At 75.1% G+C, this 17,770-nt stretch carries 15 protein-coding genes; 10 read left to right on the top strand and 5 right to left on the bottom strand.

The window, feature by feature from the left end; all coding sequences use genetic code 11:
- Positions 1 to 499 precede the first annotated feature (499 nt).
- Complete coding sequence (locus ACIRS1_RS08665; RefSeq protein ID WP_402837963.1) at positions 500 to 1,141, bottom strand: response regulator; 642 nt, start codon at positions 1,139 to 1,141, stop codon at positions 500 to 502.
- Positions 1,138 to 2,574 carry a sensor histidine kinase gene (locus tag ACIRS1_RS08670; protein WP_402837965.1) on the bottom strand — a complete coding sequence of 479 codons (1,437 nt, stop codon included), beginning with the start codon at positions 2,572 to 2,574 and terminating at the stop codon, positions 1,138 to 1,140. Before ACIRS1_RS08670 ends, ACIRS1_RS08665 begins: the two co-directional genes overlap by 4 nt.
- A gap of 154 nt (positions 2,575 to 2,728) precedes the next feature.
- Between ACIRS1_RS08670 and ACIRS1_RS08675 the strand changes: the two genes are divergently transcribed.
- The 7 genes from ACIRS1_RS08675 (at position 2,729) to ACIRS1_RS08705 (ending at position 9,599) form a co-directional block, all read left to right on the top strand.
- Positions 2,729 to 3,286, top strand: coding sequence for a heme-binding protein (locus ACIRS1_RS08675; protein WP_360205781.1), 558 nt, complete (start codon positions 2,729 to 2,731; stop codon positions 3,284 to 3,286).
- A gap of 191 nt (positions 3,287 to 3,477) precedes the next feature.
- On the top strand, positions 3,478 to 3,891 hold the full coding sequence (locus tag ACIRS1_RS08680; RefSeq protein ID WP_402837967.1) for a hypothetical protein: 414 nt from the start codon (positions 3,478 to 3,480) through the stop codon (positions 3,889 to 3,891).
- 125 nt (positions 3,892 to 4,016) lie between these two features.
- Positions 4,017 to 4,901: an NAD(P)-dependent oxidoreductase gene (locus ACIRS1_RS08685; protein WP_402837969.1), complete on the top strand. Its 885-nt coding sequence runs from the start codon at positions 4,017 to 4,019 to the stop codon at positions 4,899 to 4,901.
- A gap of 181 nt (positions 4,902 to 5,082) precedes the next feature.
- Positions 5,083 to 5,661 (top strand): flavodoxin family protein, encoded by a 579-nt coding sequence (locus ACIRS1_RS08690; protein ID WP_402837971.1) that lies wholly within the window; start codon positions 5,083 to 5,085, stop codon positions 5,659 to 5,661.
- Between the two features lie 461 nt (positions 5,662 to 6,122).
- Positions 6,123 to 7,310 carry an LPXTG cell wall anchor domain-containing protein gene (locus tag ACIRS1_RS08695; protein ID WP_402837973.1) on the top strand — a complete coding sequence of 396 codons (1,188 nt, stop codon included), beginning with the start codon at positions 6,123 to 6,125 and terminating at the stop codon, positions 7,308 to 7,310.
- Positions 7,311 to 7,459: 149 nt separating this feature from the next.
- Positions 7,460 to 8,686 carry a hypothetical protein gene (locus ACIRS1_RS08700; protein WP_387900592.1) on the top strand — a complete coding sequence of 409 codons (1,227 nt, stop codon included), beginning with the start codon at positions 7,460 to 7,462 and terminating at the stop codon, positions 8,684 to 8,686.
- A 121-nt stretch (positions 8,687 to 8,807) separates the two neighbouring features.
- Positions 8,808 to 9,599 carry a MerR family transcriptional regulator gene (locus ACIRS1_RS08705; protein WP_402837975.1) on the top strand — a complete coding sequence of 264 codons (792 nt, stop codon included), beginning with the start codon at positions 8,808 to 8,810 and terminating at the stop codon, positions 9,597 to 9,599.
- A gap of 82 nt (positions 9,600 to 9,681) precedes the next feature.
- Here ACIRS1_RS08705 and ACIRS1_RS08710 read toward each other — a convergent pair whose 3' ends face one another.
- Positions 9,682 to 10,740, bottom strand: a complete 1,059-nt coding sequence (locus tag ACIRS1_RS08710; protein ID WP_402837977.1) for a helix-turn-helix domain-containing protein — start codon at positions 10,738 to 10,740, stop codon at positions 9,682 to 9,684.
- Between the two features lie 238 nt (positions 10,741 to 10,978).
- On the opposite strand from ACIRS1_RS08710, the gene ACIRS1_RS08715 reads away from it, so the two are divergent.
- Positions 10,979 to 11,653: an RNA polymerase sigma factor gene (locus tag ACIRS1_RS08715; protein ID WP_402837979.1), complete on the top strand. Its 675-nt coding sequence runs from the start codon at positions 10,979 to 10,981 to the stop codon at positions 11,651 to 11,653.
- Positions 11,650 to 13,119, top strand: a complete 1,470-nt coding sequence (locus ACIRS1_RS08720) for a hypothetical protein (protein WP_402837981.1) — start codon at positions 11,650 to 11,652, stop codon at positions 13,117 to 13,119. The genes ACIRS1_RS08715 and ACIRS1_RS08720 overlap by 4 nt, the downstream gene beginning before the upstream one ends.
- Positions 13,120 to 13,177: 58 nt before the next feature.
- Here ACIRS1_RS08720 and ACIRS1_RS08725 read toward each other — a convergent pair whose 3' ends face one another.
- Both ACIRS1_RS08725 and ACIRS1_RS08730 read right to left on the bottom strand, forming a co-directional pair.
- Positions 13,178 to 14,677, bottom strand: a complete 1,500-nt coding sequence (locus ACIRS1_RS08725; RefSeq protein ID WP_402837983.1) for an aminopeptidase P family protein — start codon at positions 14,675 to 14,677, stop codon at positions 13,178 to 13,180.
- Between the two features lie 139 nt (positions 14,678 to 14,816).
- On the bottom strand, positions 14,817 to 16,253 hold the full coding sequence (locus ACIRS1_RS08730; protein ID WP_402837985.1) for a PP2C family protein-serine/threonine phosphatase: 1,437 nt from the start codon (positions 16,251 to 16,253) through the stop codon (positions 14,817 to 14,819).
- A 615-nt stretch (positions 16,254 to 16,868) separates the two neighbouring features.
- Here ACIRS1_RS08730 and ACIRS1_RS08735 point away from each other — a divergent pair.
- Positions 16,869 to 17,495, top strand: coding sequence for a bifunctional DNA primase/polymerase (locus tag ACIRS1_RS08735; RefSeq protein ID WP_402837987.1), 627 nt, complete (start codon positions 16,869 to 16,871; stop codon positions 17,493 to 17,495).
- Positions 17,496 to 17,770 lie beyond the last annotated feature (275 nt).

The following is a 17,770-nucleotide window of genomic DNA, read 5'->3' on the forward strand; positions in this document are numbered from 1 at the left end:
GGAAGGGGGAGGCGCGGAGCGAGTCCCCCCGGACCCGCTCCGCACCGCCTCGTCGCACGGCTTCGGCGCGGCCGCTCCCCCCGACTCCCCGGCAGCCCCGCCGTTTCCCCCCTGGCAGCACCCTCCGGCGAGAGCGCCCTGCACAGGCCCCGGCGAGCCCCCACCCCCGGGGACGTCGTTGATCTCAAGCTAACAAACCGCGTGGTTGGTTTGTCAATACCCGGATCCACGAAACATCCACAAACGTGATGGCCGGTTCGAGTGCGGCCGCAGGGCTCGGACCAGCGGATCGAGGGCCCCAGCAGGGCCCGGGCGGCCCCGGGGCGCACGCCGTGGCGGGCGGCACCGTCGATGGACATGGCAGTGGAACCCGACATTCCGTGCATCACGGCAGCACGGAGGGACACCGCGTGAGCGCTGAGCGCAGCCGGCGGTCCGAAGGCTCGACGGACGGGGGCGGGGCAGTGCCGCGGCCCCTCCGGCAGGGTGGGCGCCCGGTTCAGCGCAGCAGTCGGCGCTCCTTGGCCACCGCCACCGCGCCGGCCCGGGTGTCCACGCCCAACTTGTCGTAGATCCGGCCCAGATGGGTCTTCACCGTGGCCTCGCTGATGAACAGCGCCCGGGCGATCTCCCGGTTGCCCAGCCCCTGCGCCAGCTGCGCCAGGATGTCCTGCTCACGCTCGGTCAACTGCGGTGCGGGCGCCCGCATCTGCGCCATCACGCGGGACGCGACCGGCGGCGACAGCACCGTCCGGCCCCGGGCCGCGGCGTGCACGGCGGCGAACAGCTCCTCGGGCCGCTCGGCCTTCAGCAGGTAACCGGTGGCGCCGGCGGCGATCGCCCGGGTGATGTCGGCGTCGGTGTCGTAGGTGGTGAGCACCAGGACGTGCGGTCCGCCGCCGGCCGTGGTGATCCGCCGGGTGGCCTCGACCCCGTCGATGCCGTCGCCGAGTTGGAGGTCCATCAGCACCACCTGGGGCGCCAGCGCGACGGCCAGCGCGACGGCCTCCTCGCCGGTGCTGGCCTCGCCGACGACCTCGATGTCGCCCGCGCTGGCGAGCAGGGCCAGCAGGCCGGCGCGCACCACGGCGTGGTCGTCGCAGACCAGCAGCCGGACGGGGGAGTCGGGGGCGGTGCTCATCGGGGCTCCAGGGGGATCGCGGCGGAGACCACAGTGCCCTCGCCGGGGGTGCTCTCCACGGTCAGCGTCCCACCGAGCTGGCGCAGCCGGGCGCGCATCGCCGACAGCCCGTACCCGCGGCCGTCGGACGTCCCGGTCGAGCCGGGTGTCCCGGACGTGCCGGTGGTGCCCGCCGTGCCGGACGGACCGGACGTGCCCGCCGTGCCGGCCGCGCCGGTCGTCGCCGGGTCGAAGCCGCGGCCGTCGTCGGCGACGTCCAGGACGGCCTGGTCGCCGAGGAACGACAGCGTGATCGCCGCGGTCGACGCCCCGGCGTGCTCCCGGACGTTGGCCAGCGCGCCCTGGGCGATCCGCAGCAGCGCGGACTGCGCGGCGGCGGGCAGCGGCACGGGCGGGCCGTCCAGGTGGAAGCGGACCGGCAGGCCGCTCTCGGCCTCCTCCCGGTCGGCCAGGGCCCGCAGCGCCCGGTCGAGCGGGCGGCCGTCGGCGAGTTCGGCCGGTGCGAGGTCGTGGACGAAGCGGCGCGCCTCGGCCAGGTTGCGGGCCGCCACCCGGGCGGCGGTCCGGACGTGGGTGCGGGCGGTCACCGGCTCGGTGTCCCAGGTGCGTTCGGCGGCCTGGAGCAGCATCTGCTGGCTGGACAGGCCCTGCGCCAGGGTGTCGTGGATCTCCATCGCCAGCCGCTCGCGCTCCGCGAGGGTGCCCTCCCGCCGTTCGGTGGCGGCGAGTTCGCGCCGGGTGTGCACCAGGTCGGCGATCAGGGCGCGCTGCCGGGCGGCCTGCCGGGCCATGAACAGGAAGACGCCGGTGGCGAGCGCCGCCACCGTGGGCGGCAGCAGGACGAGGGTGGCGTCCGCCCCGTCCGAGAGCCGGATCTCGGCGATCACCACCAGCAGGGTCAGCGCCGCCACCAGCGGGATCGCGGCCCGTGCCGGCAGGGCCCGCAGCACGGTGTAGACGAGCGGGACGGCGCACCAGGCGAAGCTCGGCGCGAGCAGCACCAGGACCACCCACAGCGCGAGCACGGCCACCAGCGGCCACGACCGCGGCCGGGCACCCGGGGCGGGCGGGCGGTGGTGCGCGAGCCAGGAGCCGGCCGGCTGGACGACGGCCAGTGCGGCGCTCAGCCCGATCACCCAGGGGATCCGGGGGTTGCCGTGGTGGTGGGAGAGGTAGCGGCTGAGCGAGGCGGCGAGCAGGAGCAGGAAGGCCGAGTCGAGCAGCACCGCCAGGCGGCCGGCGTCCGGGTCGCCGGTGTCGCGGCCGGCGGCGGGGCGGCCGGTCGCGGGGCGGGGTCGTCGCACGGGTGGCTCCTGGCTGGGCGGGCGGTCGGGGTGCCCGGCCGGGCTGGCGCACCGACCGGCCGGCGGGCCGGTCACCGCGCCGACCTGCGCCGATCCCTCGATGGTGACCCGCCGGGCCCGGTCCCGCATCAGCCGATCGGTTGACGGCGTCGTCCTCCATCATGCCCGCGCGGTCGCGCCGGAGCGCCGATGTGGCGGGGCGGGGCCCGGCCGGAGGATCGAGGGGAGCCGGGCGGACCCCCACCGCCCGGCCCCAGACGCCGATCCGCTGAGGAGCTGGACCATGAAGAAGATCTCCGTGCGCACCCGGGTGCTGACCGGCACCCTCGCCGCCGCCGCGCTCGCCGCCACCGTGGGCGCCGTTTCGGCCAGCGCCGAGACCTCCGAGACGCCGGCCGCCCCGGCCGCGGTCAAGGCGGACACGCAGAACCGGAACCTGGCCCAGACCACCGGTCTGTCCCTGGACGCCGCCACCCGCGCCGCCCAGGCCACCCTGGACGCGGCGACCAAGGCCGGCCAGCACGTCTCGGTCGCGGTCGTCGACCGGGACGGCGTCACCCGCGTCCTGCTCAAGGGCGACGGTGCCGGCCCGCAGTCCCCCGAGTCGGCGCAGCGCAAGGCGTTCACCGCCGTCTCCTGGAACGCGCCCACCTCCGAGCTGACCAAGCGGCTGGCCCAGGCCCCGACCCTCAAGGACATCCCGGGCACGCTGTTCCTGGCCGGCGGCGCTCCGGTGCAGTCGAAGGGCGCGCCGGTCGCGGCGATCGGTGTCGCGGGTGCGCCCAGCGGCGACCTGGACGAGCAGTTCGCCCAGGCCGGCGTCGCCGCGCTGGCGAAGTGACGCCCGCCGGCCGGTCGTCCCGCTCCCGGTGGCCGGGGCGGGGCGCCGGCCGGGGCGGCGCGCTCGGGCCCGTCCCCGGCCCCGGGGGGAGCTGCCCGTTCGAGTGAAGATCGAGACGGTCTCCGCAGAACACGGAGCGGTCCTTTGAAAAGCCGGTGCCGCTGTCAGTGCCGCGTGGCAGGCTTCCCGGTATGACGGCGTGGACCCTCAACGACATCGAACGTGCGATCCGCTCCTCCTGGGGTGTCGACACCTGTGCGCCCGAGGACCTGGCCCACTGGCGTCCCGACAATCCCGCCCGCGGCCAGTGCGGGGTGACGGCCATGGTGCTGCACGACCTGCTCGGCGGCGAGCTCATGATGGGCGAGGTGCACGTCGGCGGGGTCCGGACGGACCTCCACTGGTGGAACCGCTTCGCCACCGGCGTCGAGATCGACCTCACCCGGGAGCAGTTCGGCCCGGACGAACGGGTCGGCCCGGGCCGACCGGTCGCCCGCCCGGCCCGCCCCGGCCGGCTCCAGGCCCAGTACGAGCTGCTGCGCCACCGGGTGGTCGCCGAGCTGGAGCACGGCCGCGCCCGGATGCCGGAGCGCGCCTGCGCGTGAGCGCTCCCCGCCGATCCTCCTGACGTACAGTCGGCCGCGCGCACGGCGCCGATGACGGCCGCCGTGGCTGCGGTGGTGACGTCCACGGCGGGGCGCCGTGGGGAGGACGGCGAGGGGAGTACGCGATGACCGCGACGACGGTGGGCTTCGTGGGGCTGGGCGCGATGGGGCAGGGGATGGTCGGCAGCCTGCTGCGGGCCGGCCACGCCGTCCGGGTGTGGAACCGCTCGCCCGGCCCGGTGGCCGCCCTGGCCGCCCGGGGTGCGGAGCCGGCCGGATCGCTCGCCGAGGTGTTCGCGGCCGACACCGTGGTCTCCATGCTGGCCGACGACACGGCCGTCGAACGGCTGCTCCTCGACCCGGGCCTGCTCGCGGGCGCGACGGCGACCCTGCACGTCAACATGGCCACCGTCTCCGTGGCGCTCGCCGAACGCGCCGAGGCGCTGCACGCCGAGCACGGTGTCGGCTACCTGGCCGCGCCGGTGCTCGGCCGGCCCCCGGTCGCGGCGGCCGGCCGGCTGAACGTCCTGGCCGCGGGCGCCCCGGAGCTGCTGGCCCGGGCCGAGCCGCTGTTCGCCGCGATGGGCGAGCGCACCTGGCACTTCGGCGACCGCCCCCGGCAGGCCAACGCGGCCAAGATCAGCGCCAACTTCCTGCTGGCCTGCGCGATCGAGTCGATGGCCGAGGCGTGCACGCTGGCCGAGGGCCACGGTGTCCGGCCGGGTGACCTGATCGGGATGCTCACCGCCACGCTCTTCCCCGGGCCGGTGCACACCGGGTACGGCGCGATGATCGCCGAACGGCGTTACGAGCCTGCCGGGTTCAGGCTCCCGCTGGGCCTCAAGGACGTCGGCCTCGCGCTGGAGGCCGGTGCCACACAGCACGTCCCGCTGCCCTTCGGCGGCATCCTGCGGGACGCCTTCCTGGACGCCCTGGCCCACGGCGACGGTGACAAGGACTGGTCCGCCGTCGCGGAGGTCGTCCGCCGCCGGGCCGGCCTGTCTGATTGAGGCGCCCGCGGGCGGCGGCGACCGGCGGCACCCGTTCGGCACCGCCGCGCCCGGGAACGTGCTCGGAGCGCGTTCGGGCGAGGGCGCCCGGGGGAGCGCGCACCAGGGCGCGGGAGCGGAATAACCGGCGCGAGGGCCGTGCTCGCACCTCTGTCCGCACCACCAGACCGGGGGAGTTCCGATGGCCGACCAGCCGGCCGGCGCCGAGGCGCCGCGCAGTTTCCTGTTCCTCGACGCCAGTGCCCGGGAGGACGGCAACTCCGGGCGGCTCGCCCGGCTGGCCGCGGAGGCGAGCCTGCCGGCCGGGGCGGAGCAGCGCTGGCTGCGGCTGAGCGAGCACCCGCTGCCGCCGTTCCAGGACCTGCGGCACACCGGGGACGGCCGCTACCCGGAGCCGGTCGGCCACGAACTGACGCTGCTGGAGGCCACCCTGGCCGCCACCGACCTGGTCTTCGTCGCGCCGCTGTACTGGTACTCGCTGCCGAGCAGCGCCAAGCTCTACCTCGACCACTGGTCGGCCTGGCTGCGGGCGCCCGGGGTGGACTTCCGCGCGGGCATGGCCGGCGGCACGCTGTGGGCCGTCACCGCCCTCGCGACCGAGGACGACAAGGCCGATCCGCTGGTCGGCACGCTCCGGCTGACCGCCGAGTACCTGGGGATGCGGTGGGGCGGCGCGCTGATCGGCAACGGCAGCCGGCCGGGGGACGTGCTGCGCGACGAGCGGGCGCTGGTTTCCGCCACGTCCTTCTTCGCCGGCTGACCGGCCCCGGACCGGTCGCCGGCCCGCCCCTGACCGGTCATCGGCCCGTCGCCCGCGCCGGTCATCGGCCCGCCCCGGACCCGGTCGCCGGCCCGTCGCCCGAACGCCGTCGGGCGGCGCTCCCGGGGCCCGGGGGCCGGCCTCCGCCGCGGCGGTGTTCGCGGAATGTTCACACCCGTGGGCGCTTCACGCCGCGCAGGGCCGTGCGGTACGGTCCTCCGGGCGTGTACCCGTCACCCAACGTCATGTTTCGGTAAAGGCCAAAAGCCTTGTGTGTGGACGTAGTTGGACGATTCGGGCGCGCCTGTTCCCTGAGCGGACCCCGGCGTGACACCCGCCTTCCGAAGTGGCTGGATCGTTCGGTAATCTCCGTCGGACTTTCAAGCTTCGCGGGGGATTGCGGCGTGCTCGGCCGCCCCTCGCGCCCCGGGCCTCGCCCGGACTCTTCCGTGAGGTCTCCCTTGTCCATACGTCGCAGTCTTGCCCTCGCCGGCGCCGCCGCGCTCACGTCCTCGCTCGTGCTGTCCGGCGCCCAGGGCGCCATGGCCGTCGGCACCACCGGATCCCCGTCGGCCGCCGCCCCGCAGGCCAAGGCCTCCAGCCAGAGCCTGGACCTGACGGTGAACGGCGTGCCCGGCACCTTCATCGCCGGCGGTGACGCCCGCGAGTTCACCTTCAAGATCGACAACTCGACGAAGCACGACTTCATCTTCCTGCCGCTGCTCAAGTTCAAGAACAAGGCCGGCACGCTCAAGGCGAAGGACCTCAAGGTCGAGTACCAGATGCCCGGTGGCCAGTGGCAGACCGGTGCGCCCGCCCCCGACGCCGGCGAGGACAAGGACGACTCCGTCCTCACCCTGCTCGGCGCCCTCGGCCCGGACGGCAACCCCACCGACGACGACCTGCTCGTGGTGAACCGCGGCAAGGCCTTCTCGATCAAGATCCGGGTCTCCTTCACCTCGGACGCCCCGCTCGGCCGGGCCGGCGTCGTCCCGGTGGTGTTCTCCGCCGAGCTCGACGACGACACCCACCAGCCGGTCGACGAGGGCCACCTCAGCTGCGACGGCATCAAGGGCGCCGGCTTCGTGATCAAGGCCGGCGGCGGTGGCAAGCCCAGCCCGACCGTCAGCCCGACCCACACCGGCAAGCCCAGCCCGACCGCCACCACCTCGCCGACGGCCACCCACTCGCCGACCGGCAGCACCTCGCCGACGGCCACCCACTCGCCGACCGGCAGCACCTCGCCGACCGCGAGCACCTCGCCCACGGCCACCGCCACGGCCACTGCCACCGCCACGCCCACCGCGACGGCCACGGCGACCACCACCGGCACCCCGACCACCCCGTCGACCGGCACGCCGTCCGCCTCCGCCTCGACCGCCGCCCCCGCCCCGGGCGACAGCACCGGCGGCGACACGGCCGGCCCGATCGACTTCCCGGTGGCCGTCCCGACCGTCAAGACCCCGCCGCTCACCCCGGCCGCCGTCAACAAGGCCAAGGCCGCCGCCGACACCGGCGACAAGGCCCTGGCCCAGACCGGTGGCGGTGACGACACCACCGCCATCGCCGGCGCCGGCGCCGCCGTGCTGCTGGCCGGTGTCGGCACCCTCGTGGTGCTCCGCCGCCGCAAGTCGGCCCAGCAGGGCTGACCTCGACCGCGCGCCCGAGCGGTAGCGCCCGAGTGCCGCCCGTGCCGCCCGGAGTCCGTCCGACGGACCTCCGGGCGGCACGGGCGGCACTCCTCCGTCACATAGGATGTCCGGCCGGAGGGGGGCGGAACCGGCGGGGAGAGGGACAGGTGCGGGGAGCACGCACGGCACGGACGACCACCGACTACGAGGCGGCGACCGGGCGGATCGCGGGACTGCCACTGCGCAGGCACCACGTCCTGCTGGTCGCCTGGACGGTGCTCTGGTTCTTCCTGGTCGAGCCCAGCGGAGGCTTCTCCTGGCACTACCTGCGCCAGGGTGAGCAGCTGCTCTTCAGCGACCAGCCGGACGGCGGGCTGGCGCTCTACGCCCACCACCCGGAGCTGCAGATCGGCCCGGTCAGCCTCGCCGCGGCCCGGCTCACCGCGCCCTTCTCACCGCACGTCGGCGAGCTCGTCGCGGAGGCCGCGGCGTCCGCGCTCGGCCTGGTGATGCTCGTCCTGATCGGCCGCACCGCCGCCCTGTACTACCTGGGCACCGGCACCAACCACCGCCGGCTCCAGCAGCGCCTGCTGATCGCCGGACTGGCCTTCATCCCGATGTGGGTCGAGGTCTCGGTCCGCTTCGCGCACCTGGACGACGTCCTGGCGCTGTTCTTCACCACCCTCGCCGCGCACGCCCTGGCCCGCGGCAAGCCCACCATGGTCGGCGTCTACCTCGCCCTGGCGGTGGACTCCAAGCCCTGGGCGATCGCCTTCGCCCCGCTGATCCTGGCGCTGCCGCGCCCCGCCTGGCTGCGCACCGCGATCTGGTTCGCCGGGCTGGTGGCGATCGCCTGGCTGCCGTTCTACCTGGGCAACCTGGACACCCTCGCGGCGGCCAAGTTCACCATCCCCAACCAGCCGGCCTCGGCGCTGCGCTGGTTCGGGGTGACCGACCCCGCCACCCCGTGGTGGGACCGCCCGACCCAGTTCGCGCTGGGCATCGGCCTCGGCACCGTCGCGGTCTGGCGCGGCCGCTGGCCCGCCGTGGTGCTGCTCGGCGCGGACGCCCGGATCCTGCTCGACCCGAGCGTCTACACCTACTACACCGCCTCGATCCTGCTCGGCACCCTGCTCTGGGACGCGGTCGGCCAGAAGCGGCTCGTGCCGTGGTGGAGCTGGATCGCGCTGGCCTCGCTGTACGGCGGCACCCTGCTCATCCCCTCCGACGCGGCCCGCGGCTTCGTCCGGCTCGCCTTCGTCGTGGTCTCGGCCGCGTACGTGCTGCTCTGGCCCACCCAGCGGACCCGCCGCCCGCGCCCGCCGGCGGACGGGGAGGGGCGCCGCCGCACCTCCCGGCGGCGCGAGCGCGACCTGGTGGGCGCCGGCGCCTGACCGGGGCTCCCCGCGCCCGGGTGCCGGACCGGGGCGCCCCCGCGCCCGATGCCGGAACCGGCTTGACCCTCACGCGGCGTGAGACCCGAGGCTGGTGGTCGAAAGGAAGGGAGCACCCCTGATGAGCGGCAGCGGCGGCTACACGGTCGGCGCCCTGGCGAAGATCGCCAAGGTGACGGTCCGCACCCTGCACCACTACGACGAGATCGGTCTGCTGTCCCCCGCGGGCCGCACCCCGGCCGGCTACCGCCGGTACGGGGAGGCCGACCTCGACCGGCTGCAGCAGATCCTCTTCTACCGCGAGCTCGGGTTCCCCCTGGAGGAGATCGCGGCGATCCTGGACGACGACTCGGTCAGCCCGACCGAGCACCTCCGGCGTCAGCACGGACTGCTGACCGACCGGATCGGTCGGCTCCAGGCCCTCGCCGCGGCCGTCGAGAACGCCATGGAGGCACGCAGGATGGGCATTCAGCTGACCCCGGAGGAGAAGTTCGAGATCTTCGGCGAGGGCTACCAGGAGGACTGGGAGACCGAGGCGGAGCAGCGCTGGGGCGACACCGAGGCCTGGGCGGAGTCCCAGCGCCGCACGGCGAAGTACGGCAAGGCCGACTGGGAGCGGATCAAGGCCGAGGCGGACGGGCTCAACGCCCGGATGGTCGAGGCGCTCACCGCCGGCGAGCCGGCCGACGGCACGGTGGCGATGGACCTCGCCGAGGAGCACCGCCGGCACATCAGCGACAACTTCTACGAGTGCGGCCACCGGATGCACCGCTGCCTCGGCGAGATGTACGTCGCCGACCCGCGGTTCACCGCCACCTACGAGACGATGGCGCCGGGCCTGGCCGTGTGGCTGCGCGACGCCATCCTCGCCAACGCGGACCGCAACGAGCGGTCCGGTGAGCAGCAGGCCTGACGGGGGACGGGCCGGCCGGGCGCGGGACCGGTGAGGGCCGGGACGGGAGAGCGGGACCGCCGGGCACCGGTCCCGGCCCGGATCAGGCGACCCCGCGTCCGAAGGAACGCCGGTAGGCGGTCGGGGAGGTGCGCATCACCCGGCCGAAGTGGTGGCGGAAGGTCGCGGCGCTCTCGAAGCCGACCGCCGCGGCCACCTCCTCCACCGTGCCCTCCGGGGACTCCAGGAGGGGCAGGCTGGCCGCGATGCGCTGGGTGACGACCCAGCGCATCGGGCTGGTGCCGTTGCGCGCGGTGAAGTGCCGCAGGTACGAGCGGTCCGACATCCGGGCGGCGCGGGCCAGCAGCGAGATGGTCAGCGGGGACGCCAGGTGGTCCATCGCCCACTGCATGCTGCGGGCGATCCCGTCGTCGTCCTCCTCGACCGGCCGGACCGCGGCCTCGATGAACTGGGCCTGCCCGCCGTCCCGGTGCGGCGGCACGACGAACCGGCGGGCCACGCTGTTGGCCACCCTGGCGCCGTGGTCCCGGCGGACCAGGTGCAGGCAGAGGTCGATGCCGGCGGCGCTGCCCGCACTGGTGAGCACGTTGCCGTTGTCGACGTAGAGCACGTCCGGGTTGACCCGCACGTCCGGGTGGCGCTGCTGGAGCAGGTCCGCGTACCGCCAGTGGGTGGTGGCCTCCCGGCCGGCCAGCAGGCCGGCGGCGGCCAGCGCGAACGCGCCCGAGCAGATCGACACGATCCGGGCCCCGCGTTCGTGCGCCGTGCGCAGGGCCGCGACCAGGCCGGGGGACACCTCGCCGCCGAAGGCGTTCGCCACCCCGGGGACCACCACCGTGTCGGCGGCGGCGAGTTCGTCCAGTCCGTGCCGGGCGGTCAGCGCGAACCCGCCCACCGCGTCCAGGGCCGTCCCGGGCCGGTCGGCGCACACCTTGAGCCCGTACCACGGGGCCGCCAGCAGCCCGCTCAGCTCGGGCCGGGCCAGCCCGAACACCTCCACCACCACGCCGAGTTCGAACGGGGCCATGCCCTCGAAGGCGTACACCGCGACGTCGTGCACCGGCTCCGGCCGCCGCCCGATGGTGACGGGCACCGGGCGGGAAGCGGCCACGACCGGGCCCTCGACGTACTGCTCGGCCATGCGGACCCCCTGCTGACGGTGGCGGGATGGCGGTGAGTGTAGCCGTTCCGGCCAGTCGGAAATTGCTTCGAACCGGCCTGCAACCTCCGTGCCCCCCGGACGTCCATCGAGTAGGGGGGCGGAGCCTGACAGGCCGGGGGGCGCTGGAAGGATTCCCTCGATCACGAACTGACAGGTGTCCTGACGGGTGCTCCGGCCGAGGGCCGGGCGTTCCGTCCCGGGGGAAAGCAGAACGCGCATGTCCATGGCCATCGGGCCGTTCGCCGTACCACCGCGGGGGCGCGGACTCTCCGTCCGCGGCCTCGTCGGGCTGCTGTTCGGTGCTCAGGAGGTCGGCGAGGTGTCCGCGGCGACGGGCGCCGAGCAGGCGGCGGCACGCCGCTCCGGCTTCCGGCTGCTCCGCGGCGGACGCAAGGCCGCCGAGGACCGGCCGACCCTGACCGACCTGTACCACGCCCACCGGCTGGGCCTGGTCCGGATGGCGGTGCTCCTGGTGGACCACCAGGACCTGGCCGAGGACGTCGTGCAGGAGGCCTTCACCCAGCTGTACCAGCGGTACGGAGAGGAGCTCGACGACCTGGACAACGCGCTCGGGTACCTGCGCACCGCGGTGGTCAACGGCGCCCGCTCGATGCTCCGCCGCCGGAAGACCGCCCGCGAGTACGTGCCGCCGCACGAGGCCGACGCGCCGTCCGCGGAGGACCACGCGGTGCTCAACGACGAGCACCGCCGGGTGCTCGTCGCCCTGCAGGAACTGACCCCCCGCCAGCGTGAGGTGCTGGTGCTGCGCTACTGGTCCGACCTGTCGGAGGCGCAGATAGCCGAGACCCTGGGGCTGTCCCGGGGCGCCGTGAAGTCCACCGCCAGCCGGGCCCTGGACGCCTTGGAAAAGCATCTGGAGAAGGTTCGATGACCGACAAGAACCCCCGCCCCAAGAGCGGTGACCGAGGCGGTGGCGGGCCGGCCGAGACGCCGACGGAACGGCTGCTGCGGGAGGCCATGAACGCCCGCGCCTCGCTCATCACCGTTCACGACCTGCGCCCGGCCGACCCACCGACGCGGCGACTGCGCCGGCTGCGCCCGCTCTACCTGGCCACCGTGCCGGTCCTCGCGCTGGCCGCCGCGCTCGCCATCGGCGTGCTCACCCTCCACGGCGACCCGCTGGCCAGGAAGGACGTCCCGCCGCCGGCCGCCACCGGGTCGGCCACGCCGAGCCCCACCGCCTCGCCGACCGGCACCCCGACGCCCACGCCCACCCCCACCGTCGCGCCGTCGGACACCGGTGCCCCCACCGGCGAGCCCGAGACCGGCGCCCCGCTCTCGGACGTCACCCCGACGCACGGCAGCACCCCGACGCCGACCGGCACCACCCCGGCGGCCGCCGGGAAGCCGTACACCTTCCGGAACGTCAGGTTCAAGGTCCCGGCGGGGTGGCGGGTCGTGGAGCCGTCCCCGGGGGACACCGCGCTGTGCGTGATGAGCCCGGGCGCCCCGCCGGCGTCGTCGCCGAACCCGGGGCTCCCGGTGGGGGCCAACCCCGACCCGTGCCAGCCGTACGGCGTGCTGCTGGTCGTGATGGACCAGCCCTCGGAGAACTGGCCGTCGACGGCCATGATGGACACCGCGAGCGGCTGGAGCCCGCAACCGGCCTGTCCGGTCTGGGGCAACGTCCACGTACCGGCCGGGCAGGAGGCCAAGAGCACCGTGCCGGAGAAGAGCACGCCCACCGTGGCCGGGCGCCCGGCCCGCAAGTCGCAGTGGCAGGGCAGCTGCGGCAGCGACTCCTTCACGGCCCAGATGTGGGCGCTGCCGAAGGACGGCGTCTTCGTCACGACGGCAGGCCTCAAGGCGGACTACCAGGCCGGCCTGAACTCGCTGCTCGGCAGCCTCGACCTGAGCGGCCACCAGGCCCCGCCGACGGCGGCCAACCAGAACGACGTCGCCGTGACCTTCGACGGTCTCGCGGCCGGCCAGCCGTTGCGGGCGGGCAGCGCGGTCGTCACCTTCTCGGTGACCTTCCGCAACACCAGCCAGAACACCTACGCCCGGCTGCAGCCGCTGGTGTTCACGGACCACTACGAGGGCTCGCCGCTCGCGCTCGGCGCGCCCAACGACGGCCGGCTGGAGCTCCAGGCCGGCGGCGAATGGAAGAAGAAGGCGATGTCGCCCGACTCCCTCATGGGCTACGCGCTGGCCGACGAGACGGAGGTCTTCAAGCTGGCCCCCGGGGAGTCCAGGACGCTGACCTACCGGCTGACGGTGGGCGCCGGGAACGGGCTCGGGGACATGCCGCTGAAGGCCCAGGCGGTGCTCCCCTACAACGGGAGCGACCTGACCGTGCTCGGCCACCAGGACATGACGGTGAAGATCGTCAAGTGACGCACCGGGGCCCGGCCTCCCACCGCGGGGAGGCCGGGCCCCGGCCGTGGGCCGCCGGTCAGGCCAGCGAGGCCATCCACGCCTCGACGTCCTCGGCGCGGCGCGGCAGGCCGGCCGAGAGGTTCTCGTTGCCGTCGGCGGTGACCAGGATGTCGTCCTCGATCCGGACGCCGATGCCGCGGTACTCCTCCGGCACCGTGAGGTCGTCCTGCTGGAAGTACAGGCCGGGCTCGACGGTCAGGACCATGCCGGGCACGAGCAGCGCGTCGACGTGCTCCTCGCGGCGCGAGTGGGCGCAGTCGTGGACGTCCAGGCCGAGCATGTGGCCGGTGCCGTGCAGGGTCCAGCGGCGCTGCAGGCCGAGCTCCAGGACCTTGTCGACGTCGTACTGCGAGGCGTCCAGCAGGCCCCAGGCGAGCAGCCGCTCGGCGAGCACCCGCTGCGAGGCGTCGTGGAAGTCGCGGAACCGGGCGCCGGGCTTCACCGCGGCGATGCCGGCCTCCTGGGCGTCGTACACGGCCTGGTAGATCGCGCGCTGCAGGTCGTCGAAGCGGCCGCTGATCGGCAGGGTGCGGGTGACGTCGGCGGTGTACAGGGTGTGGGTCTCGACGCCGGCGTCGAGCAGCAGCAGCTCGCCGGGGCGGACGTCGCCGTCGTTGCGGACCCAGTGCAGGGTGGTGGCGTGCGGGCCGGCCGCGGCGATGGTGCCGTAGCCGACGTCGTTGCCCTCGACCCGGGCGCGGCGCCAGAAGGTGCCCTCGATCCAGCGCTCCGAGGTGGCGACGGCCTGGCCGAGCTCGCGGACCACGTCGGTGAAGCCCTTGACGGTGGCGTCGCAGGCGGCGCGCAGCTCGCCGATCTCCCACGCGTCCTTGACCAGCCGCAGGCCGCTCAGGAACTCCTTGAACCCGGCGTCCCGGGCGGCGTCCAGCGCCCCGGCCAGGGCGTCCTCCAGGCCGGCGTCGTAGCCGCGGACGATCCGGGTGGGCACGGCGGAGTCGCCGGCCAGCGCGGCGAGCTCCTCGGCGGCCTTGCGGACGTCGCGCACCGGCAGGCCGAGCAGCTGCTCCTGCTCGCTCAGGCTGTGCCGGCGGCCGACCCACAGCTCGCCGTAGCCGTCCAGCCAGAACTCGCCGTTCTCGCGGTCCGAGCGGGGCAGCAGGTACAGGGAGAAGGCGTGGCCGGCGTCGCCGGTCGGCTCGGCGACGAGGACGGCGTCCTCGGTCTGGTCGCCGGTGAGGTGCACGTACTCGCTGGCGGCGCGGAAGCTGTAGTCGGTGTCGTTGGACCGCACCCGCAGGTTGCCCGCCGGCACCACCAGGCGCTCGCCGGGGAACGCGGCGGACAGCCGGGCGCGGCGCTCGGCGGCGTACGGGGCCTGGGCGACCGGGACGAGGCCGTGCAGCTCGGTGTCGGCCCAGCCGGACTTCATCGAGGCGGCCAGCTCGTCGGAGACCTCGGCGTACAGGCCGTTCTTGCGGCCCTTGAACTGCTGCGGCTCCTCGCCGCCGGTGGCCTCGGGGTTCTCGGCCACCGCGGGGGTGAGGTCCTCGGTCACGTGTAACGCCTCCTTGGGGGTGGTACCGCCGCCCCTCGGGGGAGTGTCGGGTCGCGACACGCGCGGGCGGCCGTGCGTCCATGGTACGGACGCACGGTCGCCCGCCCGTTCGGGGCCGGACCGTCCGTTCGGGGGCGGGTCACTCGAAGCGGGCCGCGAGCAGCAGGAGGTCGTCGGTGGCCGGCCCGGTGTCCTGGTCGGGGCCGTGGGCCAGCAGGTGGGCGCAGAGCCGGTCGGGGTCGATCCGCACGTCCCGCGGGGCGTCGGCGGCGGCCCGGCGCAGGTTGGCCTGCCCGGCGTGCAGGGTGGGGCCGCAGCGGCGGGCCAGGCCCTCGGTGTACAGCAGCAGGGTGTCGCCGCGCTCGGCGGTGAACTCGACGCCGGGCGCCTCCCAGCAGGCCAGCATGCCGAGCGGGGCGGACAGCGAGGTCTCGACGAACTCGGCGCCGTGCCGGCCGACCAGCACGGGCGGGCAGTGCCCGGCGCCGGCCAGGGTGATCCGGCGTTCGTCGGGCTCCACCCAGGCGTAGACGGCGGTGGCGGTGCGGGTCGGCTCGGTGGTCTTGAGCAGCAGCTCCAGGTCCCCCAGGACGGAGACCGGGTCCTCGCCCTCCAGCACCGCGTAGGCGCGCAGGGCGGCCCGGATCCGGCCCATCGCGGCGGCCGCGCCGGGGGCGGAGCCGGGGCCCGCGCCGGGGCCGTCACCGGAGACGGAGCCGACGGTGAGGCCGACCGTGCCGTCCGGCAGGGGGATGGCGTCGTACCAGTCGCTGCCGCAGGAGCGGTCCAGTCCGGCCGGGACGAGCCGGGCGGCCAGTCGCAGGCCGGTGGTCCGGGGCAGCCGGTCGGGCAGCAGGCCGCGGCGCAGGGCCTCGGTGGTGCGCCGGACCCGGTCGGCCTCCAGCTGCTTGGCGAGCAGCGGTGCGGCGATCCCGGCGTAGCGGTGGGCGAGTTCGCGTTGGCGCTCGGTGGCCTCGGTGGGCTCGTCGTAGAACCAGACGGCGGCGGCGAGCGGGCCGTCCTCCTCGGTGGCGAGCGGCAGGCCGTAGCAGCCGCGGAGGCCGAGCTGGGCGGCGAGTTCGCGCAGCCGGTCGCCGGTGGCCGGGTCCTCGGCGAGGTCGGGGGAGTGCAGCCGCTCGGGCCGGTCGGTCTCCCGCAGCAGCCGGGTGAGCAGGCTCTGGTCGGCCGGCACGGTCTCCAGCGCGCCGAGGCTGGCCCGGTCGAGGCCTAGGCCGACGGGCTGGCCGAGGCCGCCGCCAGGGGTCCGGCCGACCAGGACGCCGCGACGGGCTCCGAGCAGGGCGGCTCCGGAGGCGAGGACGGTCTCCAGGGTCTCGCCGAGGCCGCGGGCGCGGGCGAGCTGCTCGGTGTGCCGGTGCAGGCGGGTGAAATCGGACAGCCGTCCGGCCAAACGGTCCTGCACCCCGGTGGGCGGTGCCGTGCGGGTGTCCGCCGCGCCGGCCGGGGCGTCGACGGGGCCGGGGAAGCCCGGCAGCGGGTCGAGGACGGTGAGCCCGCGGGCGCTGCCGGGCTCACCCGGCTCGGAGGGTGTCGACGACGGGTGGGACTCGGTCATGCCGCCACTCCTGACGCGGTGCTTCGTGCCATGCGGGACCCCCAGGTACGGCTGAGGTGGAGCGAGTACGGCCAAAGGGCGCGTTTCGCCTCGATTCGCTACTACTCGTCATTGATCGACAGCAATGCCACCACTTCTACACAGGCCATTTGGGGCATGTCCAGATCCGGGACGACGCGGTGGCCGGTTCCGTCGGACGCGCGACCCGGTCGGGGGCGCGTGCGGTCGGTGTGCGCGCCGGTTCGGCCGGCAGGCATGGAGCGGGCCGTGGGCGGGCAGAACGGAGGGGACGGACCCGGCGGCCGTCCGGATCGTATGTCCGCGCCGCCCGGGAGCCGGGCTGGCCGGAAGTCTCTCACTCGTACGGTGGAACCAAGCGCGCCCGGGCGGCGTCCATCCGGTCGCATACGGGATTCTCGTTCCAGGGGCTGTTCCAGTGCGCGGCCCTTCTCATGTCGTGCTCCACACCGTGCTCCACGTCGTCGCCGCGCCGCCCGCCCGCCCGCCCCGCTTCGCGCCGCCCGGGGGCCGTGCTTTCCCCGGGCCCGCAGGGCGGGGCCCGACGGTGCCGGCGGAGCGGAACGAACCGAGCGGTCAGGGAAAGGAACGAGCGCCATGCGTGAGAACCCGAAGGATTCGTGTTCCGCCCGGCTGGCCGCGGCCCTGACGGCTGCCGTCGACCACCGCTGGCCCGTGGTGCCGGGCGCCGTGCTGCGCGGCGACCGCTGCTCCTGCGGTGACCAGGACTGCTCCGTCCCCGGCGCGCACCCGCACGACCCCTCGCTGCTGGCCGCCACCACGGACGCCCGGATGGTGCGCTGGTGGTGGGAGCGGCAGAGCCCGGACGCGCCGGTGCTGGCCGCCACCGGCTCGACGCTCTCCGCGGTCAGCCTGCCGGCGGCGGCCGGTGCCCGGGCGCTGGCCTACCTGGGCGCGCTGCGGCTGCCGCTCGGGCCGGTGCTGTCCCTGCCGGGCCGCTACGCGCTGCTGGTGGCGCCGTACTCGCTGGACGCGCTCGGCGAGATGCTTGCCCAACTCCCTTGGGTGCCCGGGTCGTTGCGCTACCACGGGCCGGGCGGCTTCCTGCCGCTGCCGCCCGGTGGCGGATTCGGGCGGGTGCGCTGGGTGCGGGCTCCCCGGCCGGCCGTCGACGGCGGGGTGTGGTTGCCCCAGGTCGGGCCGCTGCTGGGCGAGTTGGTGGAGGCGACGGTCCGGCTGGACAGCGGCCGCTCGGCGTACTGACCGGGTGTCCGCTCCCTCGCTCCGGCGGATCCGCGGCGGCCGGGCCGGCTCGCGGTGTCGGGTGGCCGCGCTCGGGGCCGTGACCGGGGCCGCTGCGGGGGCCGGCCGGAAAAACAAAAGATCCGGCCGCTGGCGACGGGGGATGCACCAGCGGCCGGACTCTTTAGACAGTAACAAGGATCCGCGCCCGCGCCAATTTCCAAGACGCCCTCCACGCCCGGAAATTGCGGCTTCGCGGCGACAATGTGACGCGTATCACCCGGATCCTGCGTCCT

It is taken from the genome of Kitasatospora sp. NPDC101176, assembly GCF_044768035.1.
GTDB lineage: Bacteria > Actinomycetota > Actinomycetes > Streptomycetales > Streptomycetaceae > Kitasatospora.